At 52.9% G+C, this 22,371-nt stretch carries 23 protein-coding genes; 2 read left to right on the forward strand and 21 right to left on the reverse strand.

Annotated features, from left to right (window positions below; genetic code table 11):
• Positions 1–21: 21 nt before the first annotated feature.
• From MKY58_RS16695 to MKY58_RS16795, 21 genes are all read right to left on the reverse strand, one after another.
• Positions 22–435, reverse strand: a complete 414-nt coding sequence (locus tag MKY58_RS16695) for a YlbF family regulator (protein ID WP_052146784.1) — start codon at positions 433–435, stop codon at positions 22–24.
• 65 nt (positions 436–500) lie between these two features.
• Complete coding sequence (gene miaB, locus MKY58_RS16700; RefSeq protein WP_339321277.1) at positions 501–2,063, reverse strand: tRNA (N6-isopentenyl adenosine(37)-C2)-methylthiotransferase MiaB; 1,563 nt, start codon at positions 2,061–2,063, stop codon at positions 501–503.
• Positions 2,064–2,308: 245 nt separating this feature from the next.
• Positions 2,309–2,881 (reverse strand): phosphate propanoyltransferase, encoded by a 573-nt coding sequence (locus tag MKY58_RS16705; RefSeq protein ID WP_212948991.1) that lies wholly within the window; start codon positions 2,879–2,881, stop codon positions 2,309–2,311.
• A 267-nt stretch (positions 2,882–3,148) separates the two neighbouring features.
• Positions 3,149–4,171 carry a dipeptidase gene (locus tag MKY58_RS16710; RefSeq protein ID WP_339321278.1) on the reverse strand — a complete coding sequence of 341 codons (1,023 nt, stop codon included), beginning with the start codon at positions 4,169–4,171 and terminating at the stop codon, positions 3,149–3,151.
• Positions 4,172–4,321: 150 nt separating this feature from the next.
• Positions 4,322–4,582 carry a stage V sporulation protein S gene (locus MKY58_RS16715; RefSeq protein ID WP_006286829.1) on the reverse strand — a complete coding sequence of 87 codons (261 nt, stop codon included), beginning with the start codon at positions 4,580–4,582 and terminating at the stop codon, positions 4,322–4,324.
• A gap of 158 nt (positions 4,583–4,740) precedes the next feature.
• Positions 4,741–5,535, reverse strand: a complete 795-nt coding sequence (locus tag MKY58_RS16720; RefSeq protein ID WP_339325183.1) for a TIGR00282 family metallophosphoesterase — start codon at positions 5,533–5,535, stop codon at positions 4,741–4,743.
• An 86-nt stretch (positions 5,536–5,621) separates the two neighbouring features.
• Positions 5,622–7,169: a ribonuclease Y gene (gene rny, locus MKY58_RS16725; RefSeq protein WP_197069915.1), complete on the reverse strand. Its 1,548-nt coding sequence runs from the start codon at positions 7,167–7,169 to the stop codon at positions 5,622–5,624.
• Between the two features lie 274 nt (positions 7,170–7,443).
• Positions 7,444–8,139, reverse strand: a complete 696-nt coding sequence (locus MKY58_RS16730; RefSeq protein WP_339325184.1) for a RecX family transcriptional regulator — start codon at positions 8,137–8,139, stop codon at positions 7,444–7,446.
• A 145-nt stretch (positions 8,140–8,284) separates the two neighbouring features.
• A complete protein-coding gene (recA, locus tag MKY58_RS16735) occupies positions 8,285–9,346 on the reverse strand; it encodes a recombinase RecA (protein ID WP_339321279.1) in 1,062 nt (353 codons plus the stop codon).
• Between the two features lie 242 nt (positions 9,347–9,588).
• Positions 9,589–10,842, reverse strand: coding sequence for a competence/damage-inducible protein A (locus MKY58_RS16740; RefSeq protein ID WP_339321280.1), 1,254 nt, complete (start codon positions 10,840–10,842; stop codon positions 9,589–9,591).
• Between the two features lie 174 nt (positions 10,843–11,016).
• Positions 11,017–11,604 (reverse strand): CDP-diacylglycerol--glycerol-3-phosphate 3-phosphatidyltransferase, encoded by a 588-nt coding sequence (gene pgsA / locus MKY58_RS16745; protein ID WP_036707035.1) that lies wholly within the window; start codon positions 11,602–11,604, stop codon positions 11,017–11,019.
• Positions 11,605–11,799: 195 nt separating this feature from the next.
• Positions 11,800–12,291 (reverse strand): YajQ family cyclic di-GMP-binding protein, encoded by a 492-nt coding sequence (locus MKY58_RS16750; RefSeq protein WP_036707032.1) that lies wholly within the window; start codon positions 12,289–12,291, stop codon positions 11,800–11,802.
• A gap of 176 nt (positions 12,292–12,467) precedes the next feature.
• The gene (locus MKY58_RS16755) at positions 12,468–12,638 is read right to left on the reverse strand and encodes a hypothetical protein (protein WP_197069909.1); all 171 of its coding nucleotides are present in this window, start codon (positions 12,636–12,638) and stop codon (positions 12,468–12,470) included.
• A gap of 98 nt (positions 12,639–12,736) precedes the next feature.
• Positions 12,737–13,867 carry a RodZ domain-containing protein gene (locus MKY58_RS16760; protein WP_339321281.1) on the reverse strand — a complete coding sequence of 377 codons (1,131 nt, stop codon included), beginning with the start codon at positions 13,865–13,867 and terminating at the stop codon, positions 12,737–12,739.
• Between the two features lie 28 nt (positions 13,868–13,895).
• Entirely contained in the window at positions 13,896–14,684 is a 789-nt protein-coding gene (locus MKY58_RS16765; RefSeq protein ID WP_339321282.1) for a DUF3388 domain-containing protein, read from the reverse strand.
• 234 nt (positions 14,685–14,918) lie between these two features.
• The gene (locus MKY58_RS16770) at positions 14,919–15,170 is read right to left on the reverse strand and encodes a DUF3243 domain-containing protein (protein ID WP_036707022.1); all 252 of its coding nucleotides are present in this window, start codon (positions 15,168–15,170) and stop codon (positions 14,919–14,921) included.
• Between the two features lie 110 nt (positions 15,171–15,280).
• Positions 15,281–16,054, reverse strand: coding sequence for a 3-oxoacyl-ACP reductase FabG (gene fabG, locus MKY58_RS16775; RefSeq protein ID WP_212948982.1), 774 nt, complete (start codon positions 16,052–16,054; stop codon positions 15,281–15,283).
• Complete coding sequence (locus MKY58_RS16780) at positions 16,054–17,334, reverse strand: pitrilysin family protein (RefSeq protein ID WP_339321283.1); 1,281 nt, start codon at positions 17,332–17,334, stop codon at positions 16,054–16,056. Before MKY58_RS16780 ends, fabG begins: the two co-directional genes overlap by 1 nt.
• A gap of 3 nt (positions 17,335–17,337) precedes the next feature.
• Complete coding sequence (locus MKY58_RS16785; RefSeq protein ID WP_339321284.1) at positions 17,338–18,618, reverse strand: pitrilysin family protein; 1,281 nt, start codon at positions 18,616–18,618, stop codon at positions 17,338–17,340.
• A gap of 133 nt (positions 18,619–18,751) precedes the next feature.
• Positions 18,752–19,567, reverse strand: a complete 816-nt coding sequence (sleB, locus tag MKY58_RS16790; protein WP_339321285.1) for a spore cortex-lytic enzyme — start codon at positions 19,565–19,567, stop codon at positions 18,752–18,754.
• Positions 19,568–19,786: 219 nt separating this feature from the next.
• Entirely contained in the window at positions 19,787–20,161 is a 375-nt protein-coding gene (locus tag MKY58_RS16795; RefSeq protein WP_339321286.1) for a helix-turn-helix domain-containing protein, read from the reverse strand.
• A gap of 133 nt (positions 20,162–20,294) precedes the next feature.
• Between MKY58_RS16795 and MKY58_RS16800 the strand changes: the two genes are divergently transcribed.
• Positions 20,295–21,560, forward strand: coding sequence for an MFS transporter (locus tag MKY58_RS16800; RefSeq protein WP_339321287.1), 1,266 nt, complete (start codon positions 20,295–20,297; stop codon positions 21,558–21,560).
• Positions 21,523–22,365 (forward strand): aldo/keto reductase, encoded by an 843-nt coding sequence (locus MKY58_RS16805; protein ID WP_339321288.1) that lies wholly within the window; start codon positions 21,523–21,525, stop codon positions 22,363–22,365. Before MKY58_RS16800 ends, MKY58_RS16805 begins: the two co-directional genes overlap by 38 nt.
• Positions 22,366–22,371: the final 6 nt, after the last annotated feature.

Here is a 22,371-nt window from a genome sequence, read left to right on the forward strand (position 1 = left end):
CCGCCGCCTTTCTTATCCATCTTACCCGCAGCTTGCAGGAGGTTCGTCCGATCCCGCTTCCACGTTGATTTTCTCCGAAACGGTATCCCGGATGACCGACATGACCAGCTGCAACAGGTAGTTGATGTCGCTTTGGCTTTGCTGGAATTCGACGACGAGCGGGATGCTGTCGATCTCGTCCTGCAGTTCTTCCATTTCCTTTTCGATTTTCGCAACCATTTGCGGATTTTGGAACGATTCGAACGCCACAAGTTCCTTTTGCCGCTTTTTGAGCGTTGCGATCAGCTTTTGCACATGCTCATGATTGCGGATTTTTTCTTCCGCCTTCTGGTACTGTTTGACTTCTTCGCTGCCAGAGATCAGTTCCGCGAGTTCTTTGGCTTTTGCCATAATATCGTCGCGGATGATCAAATCCCTGGTATCGTATGACATCATGCCCAAACTATTGATACGACCCTTTTCTGTCACCTTACATTACCCCTATTCCGTTAAATTGACTCTTAATGAGCGAGTGCAGGAGCTTCGTTTGTTTCTGTCACGATTTCGCCTTTGATGTACCAGGTCATCGCATCGGTTATTTTGACGTTGACGAAGCTGCCTATGAGCTCCTTGCCGCCTTCAAAATGAACCAGCTTGTTGGTGCGGGTCCGTCCGGCCAATACGGAGGCGTTGTTTTTGCTTTCGCCTTCGACCAGAACTTCGACGATCTGTCCGCGCAGGTTTTCGTGGCTCTTGCGGCTGTGCACTTCGATGGCGCGGTTCAGCCGCTGCAGGCGTTCGCTTTTAACCTCCATCGGGACGTTGTCCTCCATGACGGCGGCCGGCGTGCCCTCGCGCGGCGAATAAATGAACGTGTACGCGGAGTCGAATCCGACCTCATTGACAAGCGACAACGTCTCTTCAAACTGCTCTTCGGTTTCGCCCGGGAACCCGACGATGATATCCGTCGTCAGGACGACGCCCGGAACGGCTTCTTTGATTTTCCGGACCAGCTCCAGATAGATTTCCCGGGTGTATTTCCGGCCCATGATTTTGAGGATTTCGTTGCTTCCCGACTGCACCGGCAGATGGATATGCTCCACCAGGTTGCCGCCTTTGCTGAGAACTTCGACCAAATGGTCGTCAAAATCCCGCGGATGGGACGTCGTAAACCGGATGCGCGGAATATCGATTTTGCGGATATCGTCCATCAGGTCGGCGAAGCTGTAGCTGATATCGGTGAAATCCTTGCCATAAGCGTTTACGTTCTGCCCGAGCAGCGTAATTTCCTTAAAGCCTTGGCGGGCCAAATCGCGCACTTCGGCGATGACGTCCTCCGGACGGCGGCTGCGTTCCTTGCCGCGGGTCATCGGCACGATGCAGTACGTGCAGAACTTATCGCATCCGTACATGATGTTGACCCATGCGCGCAGTCCTTCCCGTTTTTTCGGCAGGTTTTCGATGATGTCGCCTTCTTTGGACCAGACCTCGACGACCATCTCCTTGCTGAATAACGCTTCTTTCACCAAATGAGGCAGTCTGTGCAAGTTATGCGTTCCGAAGATGATATCGACGAACCCGTGTTTTTGCATGATGCGGTTGACGACGTTTTCCTCTTGGGACATGCAGCCGCAGACGCCGAGCAGCAGCCCGGGTTTTTCTTTTTTCAGATGTTTCAGATGGCCGAGTTCGCCGAACACCTTGTCCTCCGCATTTTCGCGGATCGCGCAGGTGTTGAGCAAAATGATGTCGGCTTCCTTGCGGTCTTCCGTCGGCGTGTATCCCATTTCCTCCAGCATGCCTTTGATCGTTTCCGAATCATGCTCGTTCATCTGGCAGCCGTACGTATACACGATGTAATGCTTTCCGTTTCCGATCCCGCGAAGCTCCTCGGGCACGGCCGTTTCATACAGAACCTGGACTTCCTCACGGCGGCGCTTCTTGCTTTGTCTATGGTTAGGCTCCGAAATAATATGAATTTCCCGACCTTTGATGCGAATGGTTTTGCCGTGTTCATCCTCTGACAGAACCTTGGCGTCGGAAAAATCAAAATATTTGGAGTAATCCTTCGTTTCCTTGGCCATGCTTTCGATCACTCCTTCAATTCCCTTGGGGACAAACCTTCAAGCCTAAAAGGCATTCCAATAAATTATAGCATGAACATCCATCGTTAGCCACTTTCCTCCAACCAGAAAATCGTAGCTTTTACGAGCTGGCGGGTGCCAAAAACCAAGGTATATGTAGGCAAGACGGTCGGTACGGCTTCGCGAATAAAAAAACGGGAGATGGCTCTCCCGTTTTATCAACCCTATGCATGTAAAGCTGGCAATTAGTCAATGATTTCAGCGGTATCCCCGGTTTTGACGCCGGCCGCGTTTCCTTCATCGGTATCGATATGCATGTCCAGCGCAAAGGAATCGGACACGCGGGCAATGACGTTCTCGAATACGAGACCGCGTTCGCCGCCGACGCGAACCTTCAACATTTGTTTGTCGGCGATTCCCCATTTTTCCGCATCGGATGTATGAAAGTGAATGTGGCGGGCTGCAACGATCACGCCCCGCTCCAGTTCGATTTCGCCTTTAGGGCCTTTCACTTTGATGCCGGGTGTTCCTTCGATGTTGCCCGATTCGCGCACAGGCGCTTTGACGCCGATCGCAAAAGAATCGGTCCGGGAAATTTCGAGCTGGCTGTCTTTGCGGGCAGGGCCCAAAATTCTCACTTTCTCGAACCCGCCTTTCGGCCCCATCACGGCAACCGTTTCATTGGCCGCAAATTGGCCCGGCTGGGACAAAGGTTTAAACTCGGTCAATTGATATCCTTCTCCGAACAGCACCTCGATGTGCTCTTGGGTCAAATGAATATGTCTGGCGGAAACGCCAACAGGTACAGTTTTACTCACGTGGATCACTCCTTATTTTTTCTCTATGATCTGTACGCCAAACCATTATACCTCCATTTACCCAAAAATAAAAAGGCGCTGCCGGTGAAGCAAGCCCCTTCTGCGCCGATTATTTGCGTTTCGCTACAAGATTGTCAAAATATGAAGGGGCCCGCAGCCCTTCCAATTGGCAGGATGCCGGCTTCTTGGGGCAGCTGGACGGACGTTGGATTCTGATGCGGTAAACGCCGAACAGCCCCAACATTTGGCAAACGGACACGTTAACCATTATCCGGCACTTGCGTTATCCCGTTCCGGCAGATGGCTCGTCAAATACGAAAGCGCATTCCCCGACATCCATTTCCGGACCGAGGCTTCGGGAAAATGCCGGGACAGCAGCTCCGCGAATGCAGGGTACTTTCCGGGATGCTCAAGCCCCTCGATCCACGAGTCGATCCCGTCGAAATCGGACCCGAACATCAGGTGGTCATCCCCTCCAAGCGCGCAAATATGCTCGATATGGCGCAGCAGCTCCACCGGTTTGACGGCCCCTTCGCCGCCATCGCGCACGAACCACGGCACAAAGGTCAAACCGATCCGCCCGTTCATGGCGATGATCGCCCGAATCTGGTCATCGTTCAAATTCCGCGGATGCGCACAGACGGCTTTGGCGTTGGAATGGGAAGCGATAAAGGGACGTGCGGTCCGTTCCGCGAGCTCCCAGAATCCGGTTTCGGACAAATGCGAGACATCCAGGAGGAGTCCCGTTTCATTGGCCAATTCAATCAGCTTTTTGCCTTTTTCCGTAAATCCGCCGTTCCTTTGCTCAAGCACGCCGTCCGCCGCCCAATTGGCGTAATTCCAGGTGATGCCGAGAAAACGGACCCCAAGCTCATAACACATCCGGACATAATACAGGTTGCCTTCGAAGCCGTCGGCGCCTTCCACCGACAACAGTCCCCACGGAAGGTGACGGGACCCGCCCGATGCCGCCGTTTTGATCGTTCGGCCAAGCTCCTCCGCGTCCTCCTTCCATTTTAACCACCGGACGCCTTCCCCGGTCCGCATCACTCTCGTTTTAAACGCGTCGATCTGATCCAAAATGAATTCATAACGCGGAATTCCCCAGCTCTCGGGCAAATACATGGCAAAACATTGCAGCATGACTTCCCCTTCCAGCATCCGGTCATACGTTACGTCAAGCTGAGCCCCGTCTTTAAAAGACAATCCGTAGTCCTCTCTCATTTTGCTCAGTACGTCGCAATGAAAATCAATCACCGGAAAAGTCACTTTTGTTAACTCCCTTCTCATGCCTCGCAAGGTCATCTTTTTTCCAAAATGCAAAAAAACCTGTCTATCCCATATAAACTGAATGCCAGCCACGGACGTCGGCTCCTAAATCCCCGGCTTCATTCAGCTTATATCAATAAACAGGTTTCAACAACGTATCGGCGACCGGATTCATCTCGGTTCCACGATGAGCTTTATCGCGGTCCGGTCTTCCCCGTCGATCACGATATCCGTAAAAGCTGGAATGCAGATCAAATCAACACCGCTTGGCGCGACGAATCCCCGGGCGATGGCAACCGCTTTAATGGCTTGGTTTAGCGCCCCCGCTCCGATTGCCTGCAGTTCAGCAGCACCACGTTCACGAAGCACGCCAGCTAGAGCACCGGCAACAGAATTTGGATTGGACTTTGCTGAAACTTTTAATACTTCCATGGTAAGAACCTCCCCTGGGAATGTTGATGGTTAGCTTCCACATAATAGATGTTATTCGTGAGCGGGAAAATAATTCCTTCTTTTTGTCAATTTCCCCTTCAAAAACACATCGATAGTCTCAGGCATCCCATTTCCCATTTCCTAGAGGCTGGTTTGGTTCAGCTCATGATCCATTCGTCTTCGAGCAGCCGGATTTTTTCCATCTTTTTGGCTTTTCCCGTGGAATCGTCAAGCTGCACGAACAGCCCGTGGAACTGCCATTTTCCTTTATCCACCTCAAAGCGGACCGGCAGCTGGGTCTTGAATTTGCGCAAAACAGCTTCCCGCTCCATGCCGAGTATGCCGTCTTTCGGGCCCACCATGCCGGCGTCTGTCAAATAGGCCGTGCCTCCGGGCAAAATCGTATCGTCATTGCTTTGCACATGCGTGTGCGTGCCGACGACAATCGAAGCGCGACCGTCCAGGTGCCATCCCATCGCGATTTTCTCCGACGTCGCTTCGGCGTGAAAATCAACCAGGATGCATTTATGTTTTTTGCGCAGTTGATCGATGATTTCATCGCTTGTACGGAACGGGCAGTCGATCGCCGGCAAAAACGTCCGGCCCTGCAGGTTGACGATGGCAAGCTCTTTCCCGTTCGCCTTAATGACCGCAGCCCCGCGTCCCGGCGTTCCCGGCGGAAAATTCGCCGGACGGATCATGCGCGGTTCGTCATCGATAAAATCGAAAATGTCCTTGTTGTCCCACGTATGGTTGCCCATCGTGATGCCGTGGACGCCCCATTCGAAAAAATCTTTGGCGATCGACTGGGTAATTCCTCGGCCTGATGCGGCGTTTTCGCCGTTGACGATAATGACATGCGGGTTATATTTCGCTTTCAGGGAAGGCAGCGTATCCTTTAATGCCTTTCTGCCCACGCTTCCGACGATGTCCCCTATAAATAAAACGTTAATAACGTTCCCCTCCTTAAGTACAGACCTCCAAACGGGCCTAAAAAGATGAAAAGTGGCCTCTAACGCGGCCACTTTTCCATACATCATTATTTTGCGTATTCAACCGCCCGGGTCTCGCGAATAACGGTAACTTTAATATGCCCCGGATAGTCCAGTTCATTTTCGATCGTTTTCGTGATGTCCCGTGCTAAGCGGAATGCTTCCGCATCATCGATTTTCTCAGGCTGCACCATGACGCGAACCTCGCGTCCGGCTTGAATCGCAAACGATTTTTCGACGCCCTCGAAGGATTCGGAAATTTCCTCCAGCTTCTCCAGACGTTTAATATACGTTTCAAGCGTTTCGCGACGCGCTCCCGGTCTCGCCGCGGAAAGTGCATCCGCCGCGCCGACCAGCATCGCGATGACGGAAGTTGCCTCCACGTCCCCGTGATGGGATGCGATACTGTTGATAACCACCGGATGTTCTTTGTATTTCTTCGCTAGTTCCACGCCGATTTCAACGTGCGATCCTTCCACTTCATGATCCAGCGCTTTTCCGATGTCATGCAACAATCCGGCACGTTTGGCAAGCACGATGTCTTCCCCAAGCTCTCCGGCCATCAGTCCCGTGAGGTAAGCAACCTCCATGGAGTGCTTCAGCACGTTTTGACCGTAGCTGGTACGGAATTTGAGACGGCCCAAAATTTTGATCAAATCCGGATGCAGTCCGTGAACTCCCACCTCGAAGGTCGCCTGTTCGCCGTATTCGCGAATCCGTTCGTCGACCTCTTTGCGTGATTTTTCCACCATTTCTTCGATCCGGGCCGGATGAATTCGGCCATCCGACACGAGTTTTTCCAAGGCAGTGCGCGCAATTTCTCTGCGGATCGGATCGAATCCGGAAAGAATGACGGCTTCAGGCGTATCATCAATAATGAGATCAATACCGGTAAGGGTTTCCAGTGCCCGGATGTTCCGGCCTTCCCGACCGATAATCCGGCCTTTCATTTCCTCGTTAGGCAATGTCACGACAGATACAGTTGTTTCCGCGACATGGTCGGCAGCGCAGCGTTGGATGGCAAGAGTCACGATTTCGCGCGCCTTCTTGTCCGCTTCCTCCTTGGCCTGCTGCTCGATCTCCTTGATCATTTGTGCGGTTTCATGCCTTACTTCCTGTTCCACGTTGTTCAAAATAATGCTTCTGGCATCTTCCATCGTAAGATTGGAGATCCGCTCCAACTCAGCGACCTGAGTTTTATAAATCAAATCAATCTGCTGCTGAGTTTCTTCGATGCGCTTCTCTTTGTTAGCCACTTGTTCTTCTTTGCGTTCCAGCGATTCAATCTTTTTATCCAGCGACTCTTCTTTCTGCAACAATCGTCTTTCTTGCCGTTGAATTTCATTTCGACGCTCACGAGTGTCTTTTTCAGCTTCGGTACGGATTTTGTGGACTTCGTCCTTCGCCTCCAGTACCGTTTCTTTTTTCAGTGCTTCAGCTTCTTTCTTCGCATTTTCGATGATTTGCATCGCAGCATGCTCAGCACTTGAAATTTTAGCTTCTGCAAGAGATTTGCGAATAAAATATCCAATCACGAACCCCAAGAACAATCCGGCAACAACGAGAATGATCCAAAGCCATAGATAAGGCATAATTTCACCTCCTCGTTGGTTCCTCCAAGGTATTCCTTGGGATTTTCTTCAGTTGTCCATTCAACATGTTTCATCATTACACTAATCGCAAATCAACGATTCTAATCTCCCGCAAAAACGGGCATTATCCATATGAATTAGCGTTGCTGAATCTGACAGAAACGAGCCTTTTTTGGAAGGAAAAAGGGTTCTTTTCTATACAAGATTCATATTCATTTTAGTATTTGTGAAAAGATATTGTCAAGAGAGAGGCTTTCATAATATGTTAACATTTGCCTTAATCGAACGCAAAAGGCTCTTCGTTCTCGTCGGCTTCCCCGTCTTCGCGGACCAATTCATTGATCACCTTGCGAACGAGTTCCCCCGAGAATCCCCTGCGCATTAAAAAAGCGCCTGTTTTTCGCTTCTTGTCCATGCATTCGCCGCGGGTCTGCCTCCATTTTTTTCTCCCGACGGCCAGGCAGCTTTCGAACTCCTGCTCTTCGCTGACCTCAGCCAACGCTTCGCTGATCAGAAGGCTGTCGACGCCCTTCTGGCGAAGCTCCTGCTTCACCCAGGCCCTTCCCTTCCTCTGGCTTGAAATGCGCTGCTCGGCCCACTGCTTGGCGTACAGCTCGTCATTAATCAGGCCTTCCCGCTCCAGCCTGTCGAGGGCTTGCTCCGTAACAGCTTGCCCGAAATCCTTCTGCCGCAACCGCTCCGCCAATTCCTTTTTCGTCCGCTGCTTCCGTTCCAAGTATTTTAGCGCCTGGACGTACGCCCGCTGCTTTTCGTTCGCCAGCACGATCTCTTCAAGCTCCTGCTTCGTAAAGATGCTGCCCTTCAGCATCCGGTATTTGATCATCGTGTCTTCATGGATGAGCAGCATGTATTCGCCGAATGAGACTTGGTATTGTCCCCTTTGCTTGGGATGCCGCTCCACCGCGGTGATGACCAAATCCACGCCGTCCGGAAAAAGGCTGATATCCGCCATATCCTGCTGCTCCTGCCGGTACGGCCGATCTTGCCGGTTCCGTATGTCTTCCTGCACGTTCGCTTCCTCCTGCCCTGTTTCGCAATCAAAGAAAAGGCGCTCTGGACGAATCGCCAGGGCGCCTTGGATTGAAGTCAAACTTTATTTATTCAAGCTCTAACAATTCCTGCTCTTCCAGCTGCTCTGCTTCCAGCTCGGTCGCTGATGGAGAAGGCACCACCGTCGTCAGATTGCTTGCTTCCCGAATCTTCTGCTCGATGGTATCGCAAATTTGCGTATTTTCCTTCAAAAACTGCTTCGCATTTTCGCGGCCTTGGCCCAGGCGCTCCCCTTCGAAGGAATACCATGCACCGCTCTTGTTGACGATATCCAATTCCGTGCCGATATCGATGATGCTTCCTTCCTTGGAAATGCCTTCACCGTACATGATGTCGATCTCCGCCTGTTTGAATGGAGGCGCCACCTTGTTCTTGACCACCTTGATCCGGGTACGGTTCCCGACCACGTCATTGCCCATCTTGATGCTTTCTACGCGGCGAACGTCGAGGCGCACCGAAGAGTAGAACTTGAGGGCTCGTCCGCCTGGAGTCGTTTCGGGGTTGCCGAACATGACGCCGACTTTCTCGCGCAACTGGTTAATAAAGATGGCAATCGTCTTCGATTTGGCGATCGCGCCGGACAGCTTGCGCAACGCCTGCGACATCAGGCGGGCCTGCAGGCCGACGTGGGAATCGCCCATCTCGCCTTCGATCTCGGCCTTAGGAACAAGCGCAGCAACCGAGTCTACGACGATAATGTCTACCGCTCCGCTGCGGACGAGCGCTTCGGCGATTTCCAGCGCTTGCTCGCCCGTATCCGGCTGGGATAACAAAAGCTCGTCAATATTTACGCCCAACTTGCTAGCGTAAAGCGGATCCAAAGCATGTTCCGCATCAATAAACGCGGCTTGTCCGCCAGCCTTTTGAACTTCGGCGATGGCATGCAAAGCCACCGTCGTTTTACCGGAAGATTCCGGACCGTATACTTCAATGACGCGGCCTCTTGGAAGTCCGCCGATACCTAATGCTATATCCAAAGCCAGGGAACCGCTGGGAACGACTTCCACCTGCATGTGGGTCGATTCGCCCAATTTCATAATGGACCCTTTACCGAATTGTTTCTCTATCTGACGAAGCGCGATTTCAAGCGCAGCACGACGATCTGACAATAAACTCACATCCTTCACCGTTTATATTGATATCATACCTTGTTTTGGAACGTTTGCCAAGCATTTTTTCGAACATACATTCGTTTTTTTTTTGTTTTCGGCCCATTTCTCCTTTCGGCTGGAAGCCGCGGCCCGGAAAAGAAAAGAACCGCAGCAAATCCTTATTTGCACGGTTCTTCCGTATGCTCGTATTATACCTCTTTTGAACGCCGAAGCACAACTGCCCTTCGAAGGGGAAGGCCTCACTTGGAAATTAATCTCAGCCAGAGCCGGTAAAGCAGCGTCTTGACCGAACGGCCCCGGACGCTCTCCCGGTTGCCGCCCAGCCGCAGTTCAAACACCTCGGTATCTTTCCCCCGCTCCGCAAGGCCGACGTATACCAGGCCGGCAGGTTTGCCTTCGGAATCGCCCGGTCCGGCAACCCCCGTGACCGACAGCCCGAAATCGCTGCCTGTGATCGTCCGCACCTGGTCGGCAAGGGCTTCCGCCACTTCGCGGCTGACCGCCCCCGGAGCCTGATCCCCTTCGAGCAGAGAACGCGGCACACCGAGAAGCTTCTCTTTCATCTCGTTGGAATAACATATGAATCCGCCGAGAAACATCGCCGAGCTGCCCGGGATCGCCGTGATGCTCTCCATCAGCAACCCGCCCGTGCAGCTTTCGGCCGCGCTGAGCGTCAACCCGCGCTCCGACATGATCTCCACGATCTTTTGTTCGATCGGCATGTCCGTGTTTGCGTATATATGCCCCGGAAGGCGCTCTTGAATTTTGGCTTCCATCGCCTCCAGCTTTTTCTCCGCCTCGGCCTCGCTTGCCGCCTTCGTTGAAATCCGCACCGAAACCTCGCCTTCCTTGGCGTAAGGGGCGATGGTCGGATCGCTCTGGGCCTGGATCAGATCAAGCAGCTTATCCTCCAGCAGCGATTCGCCGATGCCGGCAAACTTCAGCATCCTGGAATAAATCGGCATTTCATCCGTCAACGCATGCCGCTGCAGCCATGGTTTCGCCTGCCGGTCGAACATCGGCTTCATTTCTTTTGGCGGACCCGGGAGAACGATGTAAAATTTGCCGTCCTGGGCGATGGCCACTCCGACCGCCAAACCGGTTTCGTTCGGAAGCGGCGTGCTCCCTTCGATGACGAGCGCCTGGCGGCGGTTGTTTTCCGTCATGTCCCGGCCGCGGCTGACGAAAAATTCCTCCACCTGCTCCATCGCCGCAGCATCGATATGCAATTCGCGCCCCAGCACGGCTGCAAGCGCATCTTTGGTAAGGTCATCCTGGGTTGGTCCGATCCCGCCGGTCAGAAGCAGAATGTCCGCCCGCTCCGAAGCCAGCTCGATGGCATGCTGCAGACGCCCCATGTTGTCGCCGACGACCGTTTGGAAATAAACGTCGATCCCCATGGCCGCAAGCTCCCGGGATAAATACTGCGCGTTCGTATTCAAGATTTGTCCCAGCAGCAGTTCAGTTCCTACCGCGATAATTTCCGCTTTCATGCTGTCACTCCTCCTAGAAATCGGCGCATCCAAGACGCCCCGCTTAAAAAAATTTGGCACGATACGGCGAATGTGCCGTATAAAAAAGATATATCCTTCTCCGGGCAACCAGAAACAGCGGAAGTTCTTTCCGTCTGATGAAAGAAAAAGCAATAGGATTGAACCTATTGCCGTTTACGCATTGGATAGCCGAAGCAGATGTTTGTTTTTGACGAAATAATCGATACCCGAATAAATCGTGATCAACGCAGCCGCCCAAGTGGCGATCGTGTCCAGCGGAATGCCGATCAGTTCAAATGGGAAGTTGTTGATGAGCATCAGGATAATGGCAACGATTTGAACAACCGTCTTCGCTTTTCCCCATTTGCTCGCGGCTACGACCGATCCGTCCAAAAGCGCGATCTGGCGCAGCCCGGTCACCGCGAACTCGCGGCTGATGATGACGACCGCAATCCACGAATCGCATTTCCCCATCTCGACGAGGGAGATCAGCACCGCTGCCACAAGGAGTTTATCCGCCAAAGGGTCAAGCAGCTTACCCAGATTCGTAACCATGTTGTTCTTCCGCGCCAAATAACCGTCTATACCGTCCGTGCTGGCCGCCAAAACGAAAATGAATGCAGCGACAAGCTGATTCAAGGGCAGCTCGTAAGAATTCCAGACCAATGGTTTAGGATAGAAGCTGAAATCCACCAAAAGAAACACCATCATGATCGGAATCAAACAAATTCTTGCAATGGTAATACGGTTGGGCAAATTCAATGTGCACCCTCCCCGGATCAAGCAAACTTGATGAATGAATTCAAATGATCGGCACCGAGGTACCGGAAACAGCTATGTAAAAACATCCACATGCACTTCTCCCCAAGTATAATATAACGTTTTATTCCCTGTCAAAAGCCTGAGGGGAGCGCCTTTCGGGGGAACCAACCCCCGGCGCGTTGCCTGCCTGGGAAGTTATTTGAAGTTCGTGAACTGCAAATCAAGCGGAAGATCCGCCTTGCGCAAAAGCTGCATGACAGCCTGCAGATCGTCCTTGCTTTTCCCCGTCACGCGGATTTGGTCGCCTTGGATTTGGCTTTTGACCTTCAGCTTGGAATCGCGGATGAGCACGTTGATTTTTTTGGCGTTCTCCTGGTCGATTCCCTGTTTCAAGCCGATGCGCTGGCGGACCGTCCCCATCGAAGCCGGTTCAATTTTGCCGTAATCCACGTTTTTCAGGGATAGGCCCCGTTTGATCATTTTCGACTGCAAAATGTCAATGACCGACTTGAGCTTGTATTCATCGTCCGAAACGATGACGAGCGCGTCCTTTTCCAGCTTCAGGCTGCTTTTGCTGCCTTTAAAGTCAAAGCGGGTTTCGATTTCTCGTTCCGCCTGGTTGATGGCATTGTTCATTTCCTGCAAATCGAACTTGGAAACGATATCGAATGAATTTTCGGAAGCCATTGCTACACGTCCTTTCTTAAAACTTCATGTCATATTATATGAAAATGTTGCGGACAAGTCTAATGTATTTATGCGAATCTTTGCCGGGCGGCGGATAACACCCCGCCAACATCCCGCGGTCAAATACCAAAAAGACATTCCTTCCGGGGTGCGCCCGAAAGAAATGTCTCCTGCGGCTATGCCTTGTCGCGGTCAGGGACCGGTTGTCTGAACATGTTGAGAATCCCCAGCACGACCCATGCCAGTCCAAAACCCAATATGCCGTACCCCCAAGCGTTGGGAGTCAAATAGTACCCGAGGAGGCTGACAATAACGCCAATACCGGTTACGATCCAGCTGATTGCCATCGTTCCTGCACCTCTTTCATGGGAGATATGAACTTTATGCCAATAGTTCTATTGTCTCCGCGAGGATACGGGCTTATTCGTTTTGAAAGCGGTTCGGATCAATCGTTGCCGGACGCGGAATTCGAATCGCCGCCGTCCGCCGCATTGCCGCTGTCGGCGTTGCCGGTATTGCTGCCGGAAGACTGGTCTCCGGTCGTATTCACGGTGCCGGAATCCACGAGATTCAGCAATATGCGGGATACCGATTTGCCGTCGGTGACCGTCTGCCCGCCCACCGTGATCGTCGTTGCCGGCGAATAGCCGGATTTGATGTACAGGCCTGCCGAATCAAGCGTGAACGACATGGCGTCGCCGCTTTTCGTTTTGCCGAAAGAAAGCTTCTCCCCATGGATGTTTTGGCCTTTGTAGACCTCCACCCAGCTTTCGCCCGACGCTTTGATTTCGACCGTCACCGGAGTTCCGGCAGGAGCGGCCACTTTAAAGATGGTGTCCTTGCCTCTCTTCCGATCCTTTTCAACCGTGACGGCCTGATTTCCCGGAGGGGCAACCGTACCGTTGTCGGTCGTCGTGCCGCCGTTGTCCGTCGTGGCATTGCCGTTATCGGTCGACGTATTGCCGTTATCGGTCGTCGTTCCCGTCCCGTTGTCCGGCGGCGTCGTCTGCTGATTGCCTCCGGCCGTTCCTCCGCCGGTTTCGTTTTGGCCTTTCGCGGTGTTATCTTTGTTTTCACCCGCTTTGTCCTGACCGGCCGGCGGCGTCGTGGTCGTATTGGCGGCCTCGTTTTTCGATGGATCCTGCTGGTTTTGGGTCACCTTGGCCGGATCGACGCCGTTGGACTTCGGATGGGTTGCGCTGCTGGCGTACCAATAGATCACGACGATGATCAAAATCGGAAAAATCCACATCAGCGTCGTGGAAAGCCATTTGACGTTGCGCTCCGATGAACGGCTACTGCTCCGTTTCTGGATCACCGGCTCCATGACCGGTTCGGGTTCGGCCGGCGCCTCCTGCTTATGTCCCTCCAGCAGCAGATCCGGATCCAAGCCCACCGTTTCCGCGTATGTTTTAATGAAGGCCCTCACGTAAAAGCTCCCGGGCAACACCTTATAATCCCCTGCTTCGATGGCCTCCAAATATCTTTTTCTAATTTTCGTCATTTCCTGCACGTCGTCCAGACTCATTCCCTTTTGCAGTCTGGCTTCTCTCAATTGCTGTCCAAGTTCGGACATGCCATCACCTCCTCATCCAAATATAGGTTTATATGTCGTCATTATAAGAACTGGTGAATGTATCGTATATGATTTCCTCGTTCGGATTGTTGCGCAATTCAACGATAATGTCGAAATCGTCGTACGTATATTCGGATTCCTGCACAAAAACATCCGGATGCTCGATCACTTTCGTGCTTGGCATCCGCATAATGTTTTGCAGCAGATTATAATGGCGTTCGTTCGAACGGATCGTGCTGACGATGCCGTCGATGATAAACACGTTGGCCGGATTCATCTCGTCTTCGGAAAGCTGGCTTCGGACCGTCTGCCGGAGCAGCGTCGACGATACGAACGTCCACCGCTTCATGGCGCATACGCTGCCCGCGATGATCGACTCGGTTTTGCCGACGCGCGGCATGCCCCGCAGGCCGATGACCTGATTGCCGCTCCTTTTAAATAATTCACCCAAAAAATCGACGAGTAATCCGAGTTCGTCCCGGGTAAACCGAAACGTTTTGCGGTCATCGGAATCCCGGTCGATGTACCGTCCGTGCCGGACGGCGAGAATGTCGACCAATTTGGGCTCGCGCAGCGCGCAAACCGTAATGTTGTCCACTTTTTTTAGCATCGCCCCCATGAGGCGGATCTTTTCTTCGTCATCGGTTTCAAGCAGCATGCCCCGGGTTTTACCCTCCACGCCGTTGATCGTCAATATGTTTACCTCCAGCATTCCCAGCAGGGACGCGATATCCCCGAGCAGGCCCGGACGGTTTTTATGTATGCGGTATTCCATGTACCACTGTTTCGGTTGTTTCGTTTGATTCTCTTCCACCATGACACCCCATCTGAGCTTTTCCCGCACATTTCGACAAATTCAACTCAAGCCTCGGCCGCTTCCGATCATGCTGCTTCCATGCCGTAATGTCGGGTCACGTTAATGATATATAAAATGCTTGTGAAAAACAAGTTCAATACTGTAACCATTAGAGAAAAAGCCCCCTTACGGGGGCTTCTCGGTGGCAAGGATTCAGATGAGCGATGGTTTGCGTCAAAGCACCCTTCAAACCGATCAGACGTTTTTCTTCGCCAGTTTGATCATCAAGCGCGCAATCGTGCGCCGTTCCTCTTTGTTGCCGACTTCCCATAACTCTTTAAGAGCGCGGTTCGAAGAGTTTTGGGGATCAACTTTCGCATCCAGAAAATCACCGATTTCATACGCAAGGTTGGCGATCGTTTCTTCGCTCATTCCCATCTTTTCGGCTTGGATGACGCGTTCGCCCAGAAACTTTTTCCAGGTATCAAAATTTTTGATTACGGTCATTGATAAGTCCTCCCTTAGCTATGGCGCATGAGATTTAAAATCAACAGTTGTAATATAACCTCAAGAACCATTGCCTATGCAGGGAAGTACGCCATTGGCCGTTAACAGCTTCAGGTAATCCAGCCCCCGTTAGGACTGATCACTTGGCCGTTGATATAACCGGATTCCGGCAGCGCCAGGAAATAGACAAGGGACGAAATTTCATCCGGGGTGGCCAGTCGTCCTGCCGGAATTTCCTCCTCGAGCATCCGCTTCTCTTCCGGGTCCAAATGCCCCAGCATCTCCGTGTTCACCGCGCCGGGCGCGACCGCGTTGACGGTCACTCCCGAAGGCGCAAGCTCTTTGGCCAATGCCTTGGTAAACGCGTTGATGCCTCCTTTGGTCGTGGAATACAGCACTTCGCAGGAGGCCCCGGAAATGCCCCATACCGAAGACATGTTGATGATCCGCCCGTAACGCTGCGAAACCATGTGCGGCATAAACGCCTGCGTGCACAAAAACAATCCTTTCAAATTGACGGCCATGACTTCGTCCCACTGCTCCTCCGTCACGTCCGCAAGCATGCCGTAATGCGAAATGCCGGCGTTGTTGATCAAAATGTCGGGCATCAGCCCGTGGCTTTCCAGCTTATCCTTCATGCGCGAGATCTGGCCTTTGTCCCTGAGGTCCGCCGAAACCGTCAACACTTTGGCGCCGTGCTGCATGCAGCGGCGGGCAACGTCATTGGCCGCTTCATGCGAAGCGCCGTAATGGATGACGACGTTCATCCCCACCTGCGCAAACCGTTCGGCGATGGCCGCTCCGATCCCTCGGCTTGCGCCCGTGACCAGCACCGTCGTGTCGCCGAGCGCTTTGGCCAAGCTCTCCTCTCCCCGACTTTCCATTAAGGATTCACCACGATCGATACCGCCATCTGATTCCAATCCACGTGTTCCTTCAGGCGGTCGTTGACTTCCTGCAGCGTAATGGACTCATACACTTGGACGACGGAGAAAAAATCGCTGCCGCGGAACTGGTAGCGGGTAAATTCATGGGCGATGTTTTCCGGCGAATTGAGCATGCGGAGATATCCGCCGATTTTCTTTTTGCGGGCCCGTTCGAAATCCGATTCCTTAAACCCGTTTTTCAGCACGTTGTCCACTTCCTCGCGGACTCTCGCCAGCAATTTGTCCGGATCCGGCGTGTCACCGCCGACCGCGGAAAATGCATACTGAGGCGAGCTGTTGTACTCATGCGAAAAGCTGTCCGAAATGAGCTCCTCGTCATACAGCTTTTGATATAGCTCCGTGCTTGTGCCAAACAGCAAATCGAGCATCAGCTTCGTCGTCAAATCGCGGCGGAGCAGCTCGCCTCCGGTAAAGCCGACCGTCTTTTCCTTGAAGCCGAACAGGCATTTCGGCATGGATACCGCCAGTTTGGCGACGCGGCGTTTTTCCGCGACCTCCACTTTTTCCGGCTCGAAAATGCGTTCGATTTTCCCCTGCGGTTTGTAATCCTTAGCCGCCTGATTGGCCCGAACCAGCTCGAACACTTCCTTCGGATCAACGCCGCCTACGACGAACAGCAGCATGTTGCTCGGATGGTAAAAAGCATTGTAGCATGTATAAAGCGTTTCTTTCGTAATGGTGCTGATCGATTCCACCGTGCCGGCGATGTCGATATGGACCGGATGGATCTGATACATCGCTTCGATCAGGCCGAAATAGACGCGCCAGTCCGCGTTATCGAGGTACATGTTGATCTCTTGGCCGATGATGCCCTTTTCCTTCTCCACGTTTTGGTCCGTAAAATAAGGATGCTGCACGAAATTGATCAGCGTCTCGAGATTCGTCTTGACGTTTTCGGTGGCGGAAAAAAGATATACCGTCTGGTCAAAGCTTGTGAACGCGTTGGCGGATGCCCCGTTGGAAGCGAAGGTGGCAAAAATGTCCCCCTCCGGCTCCTCGAACATTTTATGCTCCAGGAAGTGGGCGATGCCGTCGGGCACGGAAACCTCTTCCTGTCCTTCCACGCGGAAATGGTTGTCGACCGAGCCGTATTTGGTCGCAAACGTGGCGTATGTTTTTTGGAATCCGGGTTTGGGCAGCACGTACACGTGAAGCCCGTTGTCCATCACTTCCTTGTACAGCGTCTCCTGCAAGTTGTCGAACTGAAGTTTTTCCACCGTTTATTCCTCCTTCTGGCCTTTCAGGAAATAGATCGTATCCAGCTCAAAGGTTTCCGCGGCCGCCTTCACGTCTTCGATCCGGATCGCTTCCACCTGCTGCAGCAGCTCGGCGCGCGACCGATCCTTGCCGGAAAATTGGCGGTTGAAATCGTAGGCGATCATCTCGAAGGCGGAATCGTCGATCTCCAGCAGAAGGTTGCGGATCATCGCTTTGGTTTGGGACATTTCCAATTCGGTGATTTTGCCTGCGCGCATATCTTCCAGCTGCATTTTAATGATCTCCAGCGCCTTTTCGTAATTTTGAATCTCGATGCCGGACTGGATGGTTCCGATGCCTTTGTGCCCGTCATAACGGGAGGACGCATAATACGCCAGGCTCTCTTTTTCCCGGACGTTCATAAACAGCTTGGAGTGCGGGTACCCGCCCAAAATCCCGTTGTACATCAGCGCGGCGGCGTATTGGTCGTCGGCGTATGTAACGGATGTGCGGAGCCCCATGTTCAGTTTGCCTTGGCTGACTTCCATTTTCTCGACGACCGTGCGGACTTCGTCGGCTTTGCGGACCGACTTCTCCTGTTTATAGGACGCCTCGGCCGCGGCGCTCAAATCGAAATGTTTGCCGATCAGCTTTTCGACCTCTTCAAGCGACGTGTCTCCCACGACATACAGATCCAAGCTGGCGTGATCCAGCCATTGGCGGTACGCATCGTAAAGGCTTTGCGGCGTAATGCCTTCCAAATCCTTGCGTTGTCCGAGCGGATGGAGACGGTAAGGCTCGTTCCGGCACATTTCTTCGATACAGCGTTCCGACGCGTACCGGATTTTGTCGTTGACGATCGCTTCCATCTTTTTCCGCACGTTTTCTTTCTCGGCCTGCACGTAGCTGCTGCGGAAACGCCCTTCTTCCAGCACGGGGCGCGTCACCACTTCCCCCAGAAAAGCGAAGGAGGCTTCCAGCAGGCTTTCCTGGCTTTTCACGAACGAATCGTTGATCGTGTCCATGCGGAACTGGACGATCTGATAATTTCCTCTTTTATATACGTCAAAACCGAAACCGGCACCGTACATTTGCTCCAGCTGTTCGCGGATTTGCCGCGTTTCCGGGTAGGAAGCGGTTCCCCGTCTCAGCACGAACGGAGTCAAGGCCGTTCCCGTTACCGTCTCCTCCGCAAGCGGGATTCCCGCGTAAAGCGAGATGGCGAACGTTTTAAAGCGTTTCGACGGCAAAACGTGAATCCGCATTCTGCCTGCGTTTCCATGTTGGAATGCTGTTTTATTCAAGGTCCAAAACTCCTTTAGCCATGAATTTGTCTGTCGATACGAATATGAATATGTTCCATTCTATACCATCCCAAAGTGAAGAAGCAACCGAAGACAAACCCTCCGGTTGCTGTTTTCTGGGCGGCAAAACGGCCTACATGCAGAAGATATGTTGTCCGATGGTTTTAACCTGCGGACGGGACCAGATCCACTTCGAGGTCGCTGTCTTCGGGTTGAAATAATACAGGCATCCCCCCGTCGGATCCCATCCGTTCAAGGCCTGCTGGACGGCTTTGCGCGCCACTTCGTTCGGTGTGAGCCAAATTTGTCCGTCGGCTACCGCCGTAAACGCGCCGGGCTGGAAGATGACACCGTGCACGGTATTCGGGAAGCTCGGAGACTTCACGCGGTTCAAAATGACCGCCGCGACCGCCACTTGCCCTTCGAAAGGTTCGCCGCGGGATTCGCCGTACACCGCGTTGGCCATGATCTTCAGGTCGTTTTCGGACAATCCCATCGTGTTGGCGGAAGCGAGAGGTTCGGATTTGTTGGCGCCGGTGTCGTTTGCGGGCGCTTGGCTCTTACCGGCAGCGGATTCGGACGGTCTCCAATCTTTCGTCGCGTTGTACAGCTTCAGCTTCGTTTTGGCGCCGACCGTGCCGTCGACCTCCATGCCGAATTCGGATTGGAACCATTTGACGGATTTTAACGTCGCCCAGCCGAACTGGCCGTCGATGTTGCCGTTATAGAAACCGAGAAATTTCAAGCGTCCCTGCAGTTCGTAAATATCCTGGCCGGAGGATCCGTATTTCAGCACCGTCGTTCCGAACGTAGGTACCGCCTCTTCGGAAACGGGTTTCGTTTTATCGGATGCGGCCCGGTCCCCCATCAGAGGCTGCGCCCCGGCAATAACCGCCGCTGACAAAAGGACCAGAAGTCCTGACATGATCCACAATTTCTTTTTTTTCATTTAGCAGCTCTACCTTTCTCTTGTGAGTTTGACTAGGATGGCTACGGTTATTATGACAAGAGCCACCATGAACTATGCACATTACAAAAGAAAGGATGTAAACCGTCAGGGCATTTACGTTCAAGCCGTTCCAACGCAAAAAAGCAGCCGGCAATACATTGGAATGTACTGCGGCCGCCAATCGGTTTTTCTTAAGGCCATTCGCGATTTCTTTTTTGGTTACGTGACGGGTTCCCCGGGTCTGTTCAAAACGTTATCCTCAAGAACCAGAAATTTGTCGCCGTATTCGCGAATAATATGCTGTTCCCCCCAAGAGCATAGGGAATCCAATATGTTTTTCAAGCTCCAGCCGTATTCGGTGAGCTCGTATTCGACTTTTGGCGGGACCTGATTATATACGATGCGGTTCACGATCCCGTCCTCCTCCAGTTCCCGGAGCTGTTGAGTCAGCATTTTTTGGGTGATGCCCGGCATGAGCCTGCGCAGATCGCTCGTACGCTTCTTGCCGTAGGTCAAATGGCATAAAATGACGCATTTCCATTTCCCCCCGATGACCTCGAGCGTTGCTTCCACGGAAATGTTGTATTTTTTCATATGGTCCTCCCTCCGTTTCGTCATGGGAACTTTTTAGTACCTATAGCACTTTGAAGTACGTACTGTTCAAAAGATCACTGCCGATTCATAATAGCATATACCGGCCGGGATGACTAGAACAGGAGTGAAAAGAATGCCGCAAGATAACAAAAAAAGCATATTTGCGCTTCTGGCTTTAGCCATCAGCGCATTTGCCATCGGAACGACTGAATTCATCAGCGTAGGCCTGCTGCCCTTGATTGCGGAGGATCTGCATATTTCGCTTACGCTGACCGGTTTGACCGTAACGTTGTATGCCCTCGGAGTCACCTTCGGCGCGCCGGTGCTGACTTCGATGACCATAAAGATGTCGCGCAAAAAGCTTTTGATCGGTATCATGCTCGTGTTTATCGCGGGCAACAGCATGGCCGCATTGGCTAACGGAATCGTCATGCTGCTGGCGGGGCGGATCATCTCCGCGTTTGCCCATGGCGTGTTCATGTCCATCGGCACGACGATTGCCGCCGACCTCGTTCCGGAAAATCGCCGCGCCAGCGCGATTGCCATCCTTTTTTCCGGCTTGACCATCGCCACCGTTACCGGCGTGCCGCTCGGGACGTTTCTCGGGCAGCAGCTGGGATGGCGGGCCGCGTTCATCTCCATCGCCGCGGTCGGCTTGGTCGCGTTGCTCGCTAACCTCGCGCTGATCCCTTCGCATCTTCGGAAGGGCGTCAAAACGCCGGTTCGCGAGCAGCTTAAGCTGTTTGCCAACGGAAGATTGCTGCTGGCTTTTCTGATTACGGCCCTGGGATACGGGGGGACTTTTGCGGTCTTCACTTATTTATCCCCTCTGCTTCACCAAATAACAGGGTTCGCGGAATCCACGACGGCGCTCATTCTGCTGGTGTACGGCATCGCCATCGCCATCGGCAACATGGTCGGCGGGAAAGCGGCCAACCGCAAGCCGTTGTCGGCGCTGCTTGTCATGTTTATTCTGCAGGCTGCGGTTCTGCTGCTGCTTACCTTTACGGCGCCGTTCAAAATCGCGGCTTTGATCACCGTCTTCCTGATGGGCCTGCTTGCATTCATGAACGTACCCGGCTTGCAGTCGTATGTGCTGACGCTTGCCGAACGGTATGTGCCGAAAGCGGTGGACGTCGCCTCGGCGATCAATATCGCCGCGTTTAACGCCGGAATCGCGCTCGGCGCTTATTTGGGCGGACGGGTAATGGATTCGCTCGGCCTTGTCCATACGGGCTGGGTCGGTGCAGTGATGGTTGCGGCCGCCGTTATTCTTACCGGATGGAGTTATATTTTGCAAAGAAAAGAAACAAGCGTTGCAACGCACAATAAAGAAAGATCAACTCGAGGAGGAACACAGGATGACATTGCATCTGCAAAGCACGACAAAGCTTGCTAACGGAGTAGACATGCCTTGGCTTGGCCTCGGCGTTTTTAAAGTGGAGGAAGGCGCGGATCTGATCGCGGCCGTAAAAGCCGCCATCAAACACGGATACCGCAGCATCGACACGGCGGCCATTTACGGGAACGAAAGCGGCGTCGGCCAAGCCATCCGCGAAGCGCTGAAAGAAAACGGCCTTGCCAGAGAAGAACTGTTCGTAACCTCCAAGGTATGGAACCAGGACCAAGGGTACGACGAAACGTTGGCAGCCTTTGACGTAAGCTTGTCCAAACTCGGTCTGGACGTGCTTGACCTGTACCTTATTCACTGGCCGGTTGCAGGCAAGTATAAAGACACGTGGAGAGCCCTGGAAAAGCTGTATAAGGACGGGCGCGTCCGGGCGATCGGCGTCAGCAACTTCCATGTTCACCACCTGCAGGATCTGCTGTCCGCCGCAGAAATCAAGCCGATGGTCGACCAGGTGGAATTCCATCCTTACCTGGCCCAAAACGAGCTGTTGGCCTTTACGAAAGAGCAGGGCATCCAGCTCGAAGCCTGGTCGCCGCTAATGCAGGGCGAACTGTTAAACCAGCCTGTGCTTCAAGAGATTGCCGCGAAGCATAACAAATCCGTCGCACAAACGATTTTGCGTTGGGACCTGCAAAAAGGCGTCGTAACGATTCCGAAATCGATCAAGGAGCATCGCATCATCGAAAATGCTTCGATTTTCGACTTTGAGCTTTCGCCTGAGGATATGGAAAAAATCGACGCCCTGAACCAAAACCGCCGGGTCGGCCCTGACCCGGACAACTTCGATTTTTAAGCCCCA

It is taken from the genome of Paenibacillus sp. FSL W8-0194 (assembly GCF_037969745.1).
Lineage (GTDB): Bacteria > Bacillota > Bacilli > Paenibacillales > Paenibacillaceae > Paenibacillus_AQ > Paenibacillus_AQ cookii.